We start from the raw sequence: 12,363 nt of genomic DNA on the forward strand, positions 1-12,363 counted from the left end.
GCCTTAAATTTTAACCAGCTTGACGGCGCATTTTTTGTAATCGGTCTGCTTCGACAGCGGATCGGTGGCGTCCAGGGTGACGTTGTTGGCCAGCACGCCCGCATCAAAGAACGGCATAAATACCAGACCTTTGGGCGGCTGATTGCGACCGCGCGTCTCCACGGTGGCAAGGGTTTCACCACGACGCGATACCACGCGGACCTTCTCGCCGCGACGGAAATTGCGCTCTTTGGCATCCAGCGGATGTATATAGAGTAGCGCCTGCGGCACCGCGCGGTGCAGTTCCGGCACGCGACGCGTCATGGTGCCGGTATGCCAGTGTTCCAGTACGCGACCGGTACAGAACCACAGGTCATACTCTTCATCCGGCGATTCGGCTGGCGCTTCGTAAGGCAGCGCAAAAATGGTGGCTTTGCCATCCGGCTTGCCGTAGAAACGCACGCCTTCACCGGCTTTGACGTAGCTGTCGTATCCTTCGCGATAGCGCCAGCGCGTCTCTTTGCCATCCACCACCGGCCAGCGCAGACCGCGCGCCTGATGGTAAGCATCGAACGGCGCGAGATCGTGGCCGTGACCGCGACCAAAACTGGCGTACTCCTCAAACAAACCTTTCTGGATGTAGAAGCCAAACTCGCGCGCTTCATCATTCAGCTGGTCATCTGCCACTTCACTCAGCGGGAACTGATTGACCTGGCCGTTGGCGTACAGCACATCAAACAGCGTTTTGTCGCGCAGCTCAGGATTCTGCGCCAGCAGCGCTTCCGGCCACACTTCCGCTACTTTGAAACGTTTGGAGAAGTTCACCAGCTGCCACAGATCGGATTTCGCATCGCCCGGCGCTTTCACCTGCTGATGCCAGAACTGGGTGCGACGCTCGGCGTTGCCGTAGGCGCCCTCTTTCTCCACCCACATCGCGGTCGGCAGAATCAGGTCAGCCGACAAGGCGCTGACGGTGGGATAGGGATCGGACACCACGATGAAGTTGCGCTCATCGCGCCAACCCGGCATACGCTCCTGCGTCAGGTTCGGACCGGCCTGCATGTTGTTGTTACACATAACCCAATAGGCGTTGAGCTTGCCATCTTTCAGCGCGCGATCCTGCGCCACGGCGTGCAAACCAATTTTGGCCGGCACCGTGCCCTGCGGCAGCTTCCACAGCTTCTCGGCGGTGGCGCGGTGTTTGTCATTGTTGACCACCATGTCCGCCGGTAAACGGTGGGCGAATGTACCAACTTCACGCGCCGTGCCGCACGCCGACGGCTGGCCGGTGAGCGAGAACGGACCGGTGCCCGGACGCGAGATTTTGCCGGTCAATAAGTGCAGGTTGTAGCACAGGTTATTAGCCCACACGCCACGCGTATGCTGGTTGAAGCCCATGGTCCAGTACGACACCACGTTCACTTTCGGGTCGGCATAGAGTTCGGCGAGTGCGATCAGCTGATCTTTCTCTACGCCGCTCATTGCGCTGGCTTTTTCCACCGTGTACTCGGAAACAAACTTCGCAAACTCGTCGAAGCTCATCGGCGTGGATTCGCCGCTGTCCGGGTTCTTCGCCGCAGCCTGACGCGGATCGGTGGGACGCAAGCCGTAACCAATGTCCGTCACACCTTTGCGCAGCGTCACGTGGTTCTGCAGGAAGGTTTTATCGACCTTGTTGTTCTGAATAATGTAGTTGGCGATGAAGTTGAGGATCACCAAATCGCTCTGCGGCGTGAACACGATCGCGTTGTCAGCCAGCTCAAAACTGCGATGACGATAGGTGGAAAGTACCGCCACTTTGACGTTGTCATTGCTAAGACGACGCGCGGTGATACGTGACCAGAGAATCGGGTGCATCTCCGCCATGTTCGAGCCCCACAGCACAAAGGCGTCGGCCTGCTCGATATCGTCGTAGCAGCCCATCGGTTCATCCATACCGAAGGTGCGCATAAAGCCGACCACCGCCGAAGCCATGCAGTGACGCGCGTTCGGGTCGAGGTTGTTGGTGCGAAAACCGGCTTTCATCAGCTTGGAGGCCGCGTAACCTTCCCATACCGTCCACTGGCCGGAACCGAACATGCCGACCGAATCCGGGCCGTTGGCTTTCAGCGCCGCTTTGAACTTCTCTTCCATGATGTCGAAGGCTTGATCCCAGCTGACCGGCGTGAACTCACCCTCTTTGGCATATTTACCGTCGGTCATGCGCAGCAGCGGCTGGGTCAGGCGATCTTTTCCGTACATGATCTTCGGCAGGAAATAGCCTTTGATACAGTTCAGACCTCGGTTCACTTCGGCCTGCGGATCGCCCTGCGAAGCCACTACGCGGCCATCCTGGGTGCCGACCAGCACGCCACAGCCGGTGCCGCAGAATCGGCACGGCGCTTTTTCCCAGCGAATCGGCGCAGCCAGCGAGGTCGCGGCTTTGGTCACGGTAGGAATGGTGAGTCCTGCAGCCGTGGCAGCAGCAGCCGCCGCATTGGCCTTCATAAAATCACGACGACTTATACTCATGATGCTTCCTTACAAGGTTCTTCAATTTCGTCTTGCTGGTGATACACCAGCGATACCGCCAGCACGCCAGCGATGTTGCGGCTCTCTTCAATATTGCGCAGCAGCGCGGCGCTATCTGCCGCACCCAGCGTCACCGCCAGCGTGCCGCGCGTGGCGTCTTCGGCAGCGATATCGCAATCGTCAAAGGCCAACAGCGCACTTTTCACGGCGGGAATCGACGCCGGGCGCGCCTGAATCACCAGGCCGCAGACGTGCCAACTGTGTTCATGGTTCATGATGTAATCCTGTGGCTGAGACCGGGCAAGGCGCGATGCAGGCGCCGCAACCGGTGCAATGCTGCGGAAGGGTTTCAGGCTGTGCGATGCCGTTCGGCATCAAATGGAAACGGATGGCTTGCTGTTCGCAACTCTCCTGGCAGCTGCGGCAATTCACGCCAAGAAAGGTGATGCAGCGGTTGTCGATGCGAATGCGTTGCGGAAACGGCTCGGTTTCACGCGCGTGGAACAACGGCTGCGGGCAAGCCTCTGCGCAGGCGGCGCAGAACGTGCATTCACCCTGCAGAAAATCGAGGTGCGGTACTTCACCGGCAGCCAGGCGGATGATGTGGGTTTCGCAGGCCGATATACATTTGCCGCAGCCATCACAACCGTTCTCTCCACGCCACCACGGCAAAGCGATGCCATCAGCAGACGCTACGCGCTGCCCGGTAAAGAGTTCACGTCGCGACAGCGCCATCGGTTCACCTTAAACGGGGGAAAGAGAGATGGTGCGTAAAATAACCTGACGCTAATGAGGGCTATATCACCCCAAAGGGGTAAATCCCGACGTGGGATCAAGTGAAGGGGAATTGAAATAAAAACGGGGGCCAAAAGGCCCCCGCAGATGAGAATCGCTGTGATTAGCGCGGTGAATCTTCCGCCAGCGTATCGTGATTCTCAGCATGATGTTCATGCTCTTTCTGCGCTTCAGCATGCACGCGTTTGCGCACGCCAAACCAGCCCAGTACCAGAATCACGGCAATTAACGGGATTGAGGCGATGGTGTAGGTGCCGTTTGGATAGTCAAACGCCATCAACACCAGCACGCTCGCCAGGAACAGCAGCGTCAACCATGAAGTAAATGGCGCCCACGGCAGTTTAAAGCTGACGTCGTCTGCCTTGCCTTCTCTAATCGCTTTGCGCAAACGCATCTGGCACACCACGATAAAGCCCCACGACGAAATGATGCCGAGCGAAGCAACGTTCAGAACGATTTCAAATACCTGTGAAGGCACGTAGTAGTTGAGTACCACACCAAATATGTATACACCGATGGTCACCAGAATACCGGCATACGGCACCTGCTGTTTGCTCATCTTCGACATGAACTGCGGTGCAGAACCGCCCATCGACATCGAACGCAGGATACGACCGGTAGAATAAAGCCCCGAGTTGAGGCTCGACAGCGCGGCGCTCAGCACCACAATGTTCATCACGCTACCGATGTAAGGCACGCCAAGTTTAGAGAAGAAGGTCACGAACGGGCTTTGTCCGGCCTGATAGGCATTCCACGGCAGCAGCAGCACCAGTAACACCACCGAACCGACGTAGAACAGGCCGATACGCCAGATCACGCTGTTGATGGCTTTCGGCAGCATGGTTTTGGGATCTTTACACTCGCCTGCTGCAGTTCCCACCAGCTCAATCGAGGCAAAGGCAAATACCACGCCCTGCACCAACACCAGCGCTGGCAGTAAACCATGCGGGAAGAAGCCGCCGTTATCGGTGATTAAGTGGAATCCTGTGGTGTTGCCGTCGAGCGGCTTACCGCTTCCCAGGAATATCGTTCCCACAATCAGGAACGCCACAATCGCCAGCACTTTGACCAGTGCAAACCAGAACTCCATCTCGGCGAACCACTTCACGCCGATCATGTTCATGGTACCGACAATGGCCAGCGCGCCCAGCGCAAACACCCACTGCGGCACATCGCCAAACGCGCCCCAATAGTGCATATAAAGCGCGACGGCGGTGATATCGACAATACCGGTCATCGCCCAGTTGACGAAGTACATCCAGCCCGCAACGTAAGACGCTTTTTCCCCAAGGAATTCACGCGCATAAGAAACAAAGCTGCCGCTGGAAGGACGGTGTAATACCAGTTCGCCCAACGCACGGAGGATAAAGAAGGAGAAGATACCGCACACCAGATAAACCAGCGCCAGTGCAGGACCGGCCATTTGCAGGCGCGCGCCAGCACCGAGGAACAGACCGGTACCGATAGCACCGCCGATGGCGATCATTTGTACCTGACGGTTACCCATTGCTTTTTGGTAACCGCTGTCGTGCGAGTTGAGCCAGCGTCTTTTCGCAGCGCGTTGTTCGGCTGCGGTTTTTTTAGTTGATTTCATAGCCATCCTGTTTGTCCTGACCATCAATCACCGCCAAACCAAACGATTGCGTAGGGCGGTGCGAAATGGGGTAAAAACCCGGCGTCACGCGGCGGAACGATGTCGCGTGGCGGGGTGGGAATTTACGGCGATGAATCCTACCCGTTCTGCAAGAACGAAGCAAAAAATACCGCCAGGCTGCACAAGATGAATTGTAATAATCCGTCGCGGTGCACAAAAAAACCGGTCAGAGGGCTGACCGGTAAAGGGATGGCTACAGGGATAACGACTACTACAGGGTTACTACTGGAGGGAATTAACGGTAAATCTCTGCGGTGCCGCTCCACAGGCTGGAATCCCCTGGGGTTTGTACACCAATCACGCGATAGCCGCTGGCACCTTGCTCCTGCGCTTTCTGCGACAGATGGCGCGTTGCATCATCCAGCGTACCGCGTACGCCGCTGATGGAAACGGTGCCCGCGCTTTGCAGGTTTTGCGCTTCTGTAGCGCTTACGGGCTGGGCTGCCAGCGTCGAGAAACTTGCGGTGGCAAGCAGTGCAGCAGTCAGAACGGCATAACGTCTCTTCATGTGATGCTCCTGTTGTCTTCCGTTAAGGGTTACAGGACTCATTATCACGCAGGGAATGAAAACCAGGTTGAGCAAGCCGTAAAGGCGTTTAATAATTCGCCAGCGAAACGCGAGTTACTTAGGGAAAGGTAAAGAGAAAGGGTTTTATCTGCTAAAAGTAACCTGATGTGACGAGATCGAACTCGCCGTTATCGCACGGCTGCCCTATAATCCCACGCTCTTATAAGGGTTATTATTGTGATTGTGAAACGTCCCGTTACTCGAACCATTGCCCGCGCACTCAGCGTGATTGTGCTGCTGTCGCTGTTGACCACCGGGCTGGCGCTGATGACGCTCTCCAGCAGCCTGCGCGATGCCGAAGCGGTGAATGTCGCCGGATCGCTGCGCATGCAGATTTACCGCCTGGCGTGGGACAGCACGCGCGATCCGCAGCAGCTGGAACATCACATTCAACTCTACCGGCAAACGCTGGAATCCCCGGCACTGCAACATCTGGAGCGCGCGTGGGTGCCGCTTGAAGTGAGCAGCCGCTATCGCTATCTGCATGACAGCTGGCCGATGTTGCAGGAGACCTTGCAGCCCGAGCGGGCACAAATCTACCAGCAGCGTGTCGCGGGCTATGTCAGCGAGATCGACCGCTTCGTGCTGGCATTGCAGCATTATGCTGAGCTAAAGATGCATCTGGTGGCCGCCAGCAGCCTGTTTGGTTTTCTGGCGATTGTGGCGCTGGCGCTGTGGACGATTCGTTTCATCCGCCGCAACGTGGTGCGACCGCTCAACGCGCTGGTGACCGCCAGCCAATATGTTGAGCAGGCGAATTTCGCTTTTCCGCCGCTGCCGGTGCAACAACCCAATGAACTGGGTGTGCTGGCGCAGGCCTTCACCACCATGGCGGAACGGCTGCATTCGCACTATCGCCTGCTGGAGTGCGCGGTGCGCGATAAAACCGAAGATCTCACGCAGGCCAATCGCACGCTTTCCCTGCTGTATGAAAGCTCACAAATTCTCACCAGCAGCCCACCCAATCCCGAACTGTTTCAGGGATTGCTGCGTCTGGTGCAGCGGCGTGAAGCATTAACGGTGCTGCAAATTGTCAGCGAGGGGATTGAGTTTCAGGCCGGTGTGGCGGCGGATGATTTAAGCTGGCAGCGTTTACCGTTAATGCAGGAAGAGCAGCGGCTAGGCGAACTGTGTTGGCAAACCCGCCGTGCACCGCCCGCCGACGAACTGATGCAGAGCCTGGCGAACATGCTGGCGCGCGCGCTGTGGATCTGGCAGACGCAAAAACAGTATCAGCAGATGCTATTAATAGAAGAGCGCGCCACCATTGCGCGCGAATTGCACGATTCACTGGCGCAGTCGCTCTCTTTCCTGCGCATCCAGCTGGCTTTGCTGCGGCGTAATGTCGATGAGTCGCAACCGCAGGCGCTGGCGATTATCGCTGATTTTGATCGCGCGCTGGCCGAAGCCTATCAGCAGCTGCGCGAGCTGCTGACCACTTTCCGCCTGACCATCGAACAGGCCGATTTGGTGCAGGCGATGCAAGCGATGATTGCGCCACTGCAGGAGCAATCGCAGGCGGCCATCGACTTCGATTATCAGCCCGGCCTGCAGATGCTGGATGCCCAGCAGCAAGTGCATGTGCTGCAGATTGCGCGTGAAGCGCTGCTCAACGCGATTCGTCATGCGCAGGCGAAAAATATTCAGATTCATTATCAGCGTGTCGCTGATGAGGACCACCTGCTGACCATTGAAGACGATGGCTGCGGTATCAGCAGCCTTGAAGAACCGCCGGGACATTATGGTTTAACCATCATGGCGGAACGCGCCGCACGATTATCCGGCACGCTGATGATTACCCCGCAGGTGCAAGGCACGCGCGTGACGCTGCGTTTTCCGCCGCGCCCGGCGCATCGGCTGAGTTAACAATGAGCATGAGGTCGCCATGAATGGCGACCCTACGAGATTAAAAACTGGAGAGATTATGGCTAACCCTTCCCTGACAATTATGATCGTTGATGATCATCCGCTGATGCGCCGTGGCATTCGCCAGCTGCTGGCACTGGAGCCTCGGCTGGAAGTGGTGGCCGAAGCCAATAACGGCACCGAAGCGCTGGCCGAAGCGCGGCGTTTATCGCCGGATGTCATCCTGCTGGATCTCAACATGAAAGGCATGTCGGGGCTGGATACGTTGAAAGCGCTGCGAAACGAAGGCATCGCCGCGCGCATTTTGGTGCTGACGGTTTCTGATGCGCGCAATGATATCTACGCGATGGTGGATGCCGGCGCCGACGGCTATTTGCTAAAAGACAGTGAACCTGAACTGCTGCTGGCGCAAGTGATGCGCGGCGCAAAGGGTGAAAACGTGTTTAGCGATGCGGTGGCCGATTATCTTGCAACGCGTCAGCCAACGTCGAATCCGTTCAAACAGCTGACGGAACGCGAGCTGGATGTGCTGCAGGAAGTGGCGCGCGGATTATCGAATAAGGAGATCGCCGCCACCTTGCATATCTCCGAAGAGACGGTAAAAGTGCACATTCGCAACCTGCTGCGCAAGCTGGATGTCCGTTCGCGCGTTGCTGCGACGGTGCTGTGGCTGGAGAGTCGACGACATGTGTAATCGCGCACATAAAATCATCACGACATTCACACTTTCTCCATAATTTACTCACGATTCTCTAATTTGCTCAGCGTAAAGTACTATCAGCAGGCGTTTTCGTTAGAGGACCTTGCACTCCGCCAGCGTGACGCCATCCGCGCATCGCGCTCATCATAATAAAAGTAAAAAATACGCAGTTGAGGAGTGTCGGTTACATGTCGAATTTTTTTATCGACCGCCCCATTTTTGCCTGGGTTCTGTCTATTTTGCTCTGCCTGTGCGGCACGCTGGCAATCATCTCGCTGCCGATTGAGCAATATCCCGACCTCGCACCGCCCAACGTGCGTATTACCGCCAACTATCCCGGCGCATCCGCAGAAACACTGGAAAACACCGTCACACAAGTTATCGAACAAAACATGACCGGCATCGATAATTTGATGTACATGTCCTCCAACAGCAGCAACACCGGCCAGGCCCAAATCACCCTCACCTTTACCGCTGGCACCAATCCTGATGAAGCGCGCCAGCAGGTGCAAAACCAGCTGCAAAGTGCGCTGCGTAAACTGCCTGCAGCGGTACAGTCACAAGGCGTGACGGTGAATAAAACCGGTGATAGCAATATCCTGATGATTGCCTTCGTCTCCACCGACGGAAGTATGGACAAACAGGATATTTCAGATTATGTCGCCAGTAACATTCAGGATCCGCTCAGCCGTATCGATGGCGTCGGCCAGGTTGATGCTTACGGCTCGCAATATGCGATGCGCATCTGGCTCGATCCCAATAAGCTGATTGCCTACGCGCTGACCACCGAAGATGTGGTGAGCGCGATTGAATCACAGAACGCGCAGGTCGCGGTGGGTCAGGTCGGCGGATTGCCGTCGGTTGACAAGCAAGCGCTCAACGCCACGGTAAATGCGCAGTCGATGCTGCAAACGCCTGAGCAGTTCAAAGCGGTGACGCTGAAAACCAACAGCGACGGCTCGGTAGTGACGCTCGGCGATGTGGCGGATGTGGCGATGGGCGCGGAAAAATATGACTTCCTCAGCCGCTACAATGGTCAGGCGGCTTCGGGGCTCGGCATTAAGCTGGCTTCCGGTGCCAATGAGATGAACACCGACAAACTGGTGCGCGCGCGCATTGCTGAGCTGTCGCACTACTTCCCGCACGGGCTGGAGGCCAAAGTTGCCTATGAAACCACGCCGTTCGTGAAGGCCTCGATTAAAGACGTGGTGAAAACCCTGCTGGAAGCGATCCTGCTGGTGTTCCTGGTGATGTATCTGTTCCTGCAAAACTTCCGTGCCACGCTGATTCCAACCATCGCCGTGCCGGTGGTGCTGCTCGGCACCTTTGCGGTGCTCTATGCCTTTGGTTACAGCATCAACACCCTCACCATGTTCGCCATGGTGCTCGCCATCGGCTTGTTGGTGGATGACGCCATCGTAGTGGTGGAAAACGTCGAGCGCATCATGAGCGAAGAAGGTCTGTCGCCGCGCGCCGCCACGCGTAAATCGATGGGGCAGATTCAGGGCGCGCTGGTCGGTATTGCGCTGGTGCTGTCGGCGGTGTTTGTGCCGATGGCGTTCTTTGGCGGCACCGTCGGCGCCATCTATCGCCAGTTCTCGATCACTATCGTTTCGGCGATGGTGCTGTCGGTATTGGTGGCGATGATTCTGACGCCTGCGCTCTGTTCCACGCTGCTGAAACCGCTGGAGCAAGGTCATCATCACGGTCGTCGTGGCTTCTTCGGCTGGTTTAACCGCACCTTCAACGCCAGCGCGGAACGTTATGAGCGCGGCGTCGCCAAAATTCTGCGCAAAGGCGGTCGCTGGCTGCTGCTCTATCTCGCGATTATCGGCCTGATGGCGTTCCTGTTTATCCGTCTGCCCACCTCGTTCCTGCCGCTGGAAGATCGCGGCGTGTTCCTGACGCAGGTGCAATTACCTGCCGGTGCAACGCTGGAGCAAACCTCGAACGTGGTGGCGAAGGTCGAGAACTACTACATGACCCAGGAGAAAGACAATGTGGTCTCGGTGTTCTCCACCATCGGTGCGGGTCCCGGCGGTAACGGTCAGAACGTGGCGCGACTGTTTGTCCGCTTGAAAGATTGGGAAGAGCGTCCGGGCAGCGATCGCACCTCTTTCGCCATCATTGAGCGCGCAACCAAAGCCTTCCACAAGATCAACGAAGCGCGCGTTATCGCCAGCAGTCCACCCGCGATTACCGGCATGGGCAGTTCGTCGGGCTTCGATATGGAGCTGCAGGATCACGGTGGAATCGGCCACACGCAGTTGATGGCGATGCGTGACAAGTTACTGGAGCTGGCCGACAGTAATCCGGCGCTGTCGCGCGTGCGTCACAACGGCCTCGACGACAGCCCGCAGTTGCAGATTGATGTCGATCAGCGCAAAGCGCAGGCGCTGGGCGTGTCGCTGGATACCATTAATGACACCTTAACCACCGCGTGGGGCTCGACCTACGTCAATGACTTCCTCGATCGCGGCCGCGTGAAGAAAGTCTACGTGCAGGCAGCGGCAGAGTTCCGCATGCTGCCGGAAGACGTCAACAAGTGGTACGTGCGTAACAGCAGCGGCGGCATGGTGCCCTTCTCCGCCTTCGCCACCAGCCACTGGCAGACTGGTTCGCCGCGTCTGGAGCGTTACAACGGTTACTCCGCACTGGAGATTGTCGGTGAAGCGGCGAACGGCGTCAGTAGCGGTACAGCGATGGACGTGATGGAAAAACTGGTTGGGCAGCTGCCGCTCGGCGTCGGCTTCCAGTGGACCGGCGCATCCTATCAGGAACGCTTATCCGGTTCGCAGGCGCCCGCGCTGTATGCGATTTCGCTGCTGGTGGTGTTCCTGTGTCTGGCGGCGCTGTATGAGAGCTGGTCAATTCCGTTCTCGGTGATGCTGGTGGTTCCGCTCGGCGTCGTGGGTGCGCTGGTGGCAACCTGGATGCGCGGGCTGGAGAACGATGTCTATTTCCAGGTGGGCTTGCTTACGGTGATCGGCTTGTCGGCGAAGAATGCCATTTTGATTGTCGAGTTCGCCAATGAGATCAACAGCAAAGGGCGCGAACTGATGGAGTCGACGCTGGAAGCCTCACGTCAGCGCCTGCGCCCGATCCTGATGACTTCTCTGGCGTTTATCTTCGGCGTGCTGCCGATGGCGATCAGCAGCGGTGCGGGTTCCGGCAGCCAGCACGCGGTAGGTACCGGCGTAATGGGCGGGATGATTTCCGCTACCGTGCTGGCGATTTTCTTTGTGCCGTTGTTCTTTGTGGTGGTGCGCCGCCGTTTCCCACTGAAAGAGAAGCCGCACGATTAAGCATGCCATTCCGCTGCGTGTATTTATTCGGTCGCCATGAATGGCGACCCTACAAAAAAAGCCGCCATGAACGTCATGGCGGCTTTATTGTTGTGTGTGGTAAGAATCACAGCAAGTTGGGAAATGCCCTGCTTTTGTCTTCACGCGTTACTTGTTGCGTAACATCGCTTCGATGAATTCTTTCCAGTTTCCCATTTCGGTGTCGACCATAAAAATCCTCTCTTATTGTAGCGGCAATTCTACGCCGTTTTTTTCTACAGGTGAATACGTTCCCACCTGTTATCACTATCGGCAAAAGCGTCGAAAATCTTCAATCTGCTGAAATTGCGTACTGACGCACATTTCAGCAACTCTATAATGCGTCAGGAAAAATGCCTGACTTAAATCGCATAGCAGAAAATGGCGATTAGGATAATCCTTAGTGGCTTAATGATGTCGCAGGCAATTATTGAGTGCGTAAGTGAAAGCGCTTCCTGGCCCTAAGTAATAAGTTTTATAACGGCAAAAGAGTCATGAAAAATACCTGAATCAGGCAGGCTTTCGCCGTCAGCGCTCACAGCCCTTAGAGCGCTGTGGTAAACTCGCGCTTTATTTTTTACTAAACGGGAATAAGCGATGACAGCGCAGTGGGTGATGTACGGAATTAAAAATTGCGACACGATTAAAAAAGCACGCAACTATTTAGCGTCTTCCGGTATCGACTACTGTTTTCATGACTATCGCGTGGATGGCATTGATGACGCGTTGCTGCAATCGTTTATCGATCAGCTCGGTTATGAGGCGCTGCTCAACACGCGCGGTACCACGTGGCGCAAGCTGCCGGAAGCCGAACGCGATGCGGTAAACGATGCCGCCAGCGCCAAAGCGGTGATGCTGGCGCAACCTGCCATCATCAAGCGTCCGGTGTTAGCCGCACCGAATGGCGATCTGCTGGTCGGCTTCAACGATTCCCTTTATTCCGCCTTTATCCAGGAGAAGTCATAAC

10 protein-coding genes are annotated in these 12,363 nt (G+C 56.5%); 4 read left to right on the plus strand and 6 right to left on the minus strand.

Annotated features, from left to right (window positions below; genetic code table 11):
• Positions 1-3 precede the first annotated feature (3 nt).
• The 5 genes from napA to NQH49_RS13985 all read right to left on the minus strand — a co-directional run bounded on the left by napA (position 4) and on the right by NQH49_RS13985 (position 5,447).
• The gene (gene napA / locus NQH49_RS13965) at positions 4-2,490 is read right to left on the minus strand and encodes a nitrate reductase catalytic subunit NapA (protein WP_256697063.1); all 2,487 of its coding nucleotides are present in this window, start codon (positions 2,488-2,490) and stop codon (positions 4-6) included.
• Positions 2,487-2,765: a chaperone NapD gene (locus NQH49_RS13970; RefSeq protein ID WP_256697064.1), complete on the minus strand. Its 279-nt coding sequence runs from the start codon at positions 2,763-2,765 to the stop codon at positions 2,487-2,489. The genes napA and NQH49_RS13970 overlap by 4 nt, the downstream gene beginning before the upstream one ends.
• The gene (gene napF / locus NQH49_RS13975) at positions 2,755-3,225 is read right to left on the minus strand and encodes a ferredoxin-type protein NapF (protein WP_256697065.1); all 471 of its coding nucleotides are present in this window, start codon (positions 3,223-3,225) and stop codon (positions 2,755-2,757) included. Before napF ends, NQH49_RS13970 begins: the two co-directional genes overlap by 11 nt.
• Before the next feature lie 163 nt (positions 3,226-3,388).
• On the minus strand, positions 3,389-4,879 hold the full coding sequence (ansP, locus tag NQH49_RS13980; RefSeq protein ID WP_256697066.1) for an L-asparagine permease: 1,491 nt from the start codon (positions 4,877-4,879) through the stop codon (positions 3,389-3,391).
• A 295-nt stretch (positions 4,880-5,174) separates the two neighbouring features.
• A complete protein-coding gene (locus tag NQH49_RS13985; protein ID WP_256697067.1) occupies positions 5,175-5,447 on the minus strand; it encodes a YdgH/BhsA/McbA-like domain containing protein in 273 nt (90 codons plus the stop codon).
• 237 nt (positions 5,448-5,684) lie between these two features.
• On the opposite strand from NQH49_RS13985, the gene narQ reads away from it, so the two are divergent.
• From narQ to acrD, 3 genes are all read left to right on the plus strand, one after another.
• A complete protein-coding gene (narQ, locus tag NQH49_RS13990) occupies positions 5,685-7,373 on the plus strand; it encodes a nitrate/nitrite two-component system sensor histidine kinase NarQ (protein WP_256697068.1) in 1,689 nt (562 codons plus the stop codon).
• Between the two features lie 58 nt (positions 7,374-7,431).
• On the plus strand, positions 7,432-8,067 hold the full coding sequence (locus NQH49_RS13995; RefSeq protein WP_256697069.1) for a response regulator: 636 nt from the start codon (positions 7,432-7,434) through the stop codon (positions 8,065-8,067).
• 194 nt (positions 8,068-8,261) lie between these two features.
• Entirely contained in the window at positions 8,262-11,378 is a 3,117-nt protein-coding gene (gene acrD, locus NQH49_RS14000; RefSeq protein WP_061717936.1) for a multidrug efflux RND transporter permease AcrD, read from the plus strand.
• Between the two features lie 147 nt (positions 11,379-11,525).
• On the opposite strand, the gene ypfM is transcribed toward acrD, so the two are convergent.
• The gene (gene ypfM, locus NQH49_RS23525; protein ID WP_139221414.1) at positions 11,526-11,588 is read right to left on the minus strand and encodes a protein YpfM; all 63 of its coding nucleotides are present in this window, start codon (positions 11,586-11,588) and stop codon (positions 11,526-11,528) included.
• Between the two features lie 405 nt (positions 11,589-11,993).
• Here ypfM and NQH49_RS14005 point away from each other — a divergent pair, with 405 nt between their 5' ends.
• Complete coding sequence (locus NQH49_RS14005) at positions 11,994-12,362, plus strand: ArsC family reductase (protein WP_008108371.1); 369 nt, start codon at positions 11,994-11,996, stop codon at positions 12,360-12,362.
• The last annotated feature ends 1 nt before the right edge of the window (position 12,363 follow it).

Source organism: Pantoea trifolii, from assembly GCF_024506435.1.
GTDB classification, from domain to species: domain Bacteria; phylum Pseudomonadota; class Gammaproteobacteria; order Enterobacterales; family Enterobacteriaceae; genus Pantoea; species Pantoea trifolii.

Excerpts from the sequence above, each read along its gene's own strand:
- napA (WP_256697063.1), bottom strand. The coding sequence starts at position 2,490 with ATGAGTATAAGTCGTCGTGATTTTATGAAGGCCAATGCGGCGGCTGCT.
- ansP (WP_256697066.1), bottom strand. The coding sequence starts at position 4,879 with ATGAAATCAACTAAAAAAACCGCAGCCGAACAACGCGCTGCGAAAAGA.
- NQH49_RS13985 (WP_256697067.1), bottom strand. The coding sequence starts at position 5,447 with ATGAAGAGACGTTATGCCGTTCTGACTGCTGCACTGCTTGCCACCGCA.
- NQH49_RS13970 (WP_256697064.1), bottom strand. The coding sequence starts at position 2,765 with ATGAACCATGAACACAGTTGGCACGTCTGCGGCCTGGTGATTCAGGCG.
- acrD (WP_061717936.1), top strand. The coding sequence starts at position 8,262 with ATGTCGAATTTTTTTATCGACCGCCCCATTTTTGCCTGGGTTCTGTCT.
- NQH49_RS13995 (WP_256697069.1), top strand. The coding sequence starts at position 7,432 with ATGGCTAACCCTTCCCTGACAATTATGATCGTTGATGATCATCCGCTG.
- napF (WP_256697065.1), bottom strand. The coding sequence starts at position 3,225 with ATGGCGCTGTCGCGACGTGAACTCTTTACCGGGCAGCGCGTAGCGTCT.
- NQH49_RS14005 (WP_008108371.1), top strand. The coding sequence starts at position 11,994 with ATGACAGCGCAGTGGGTGATGTACGGAATTAAAAATTGCGACACGATT.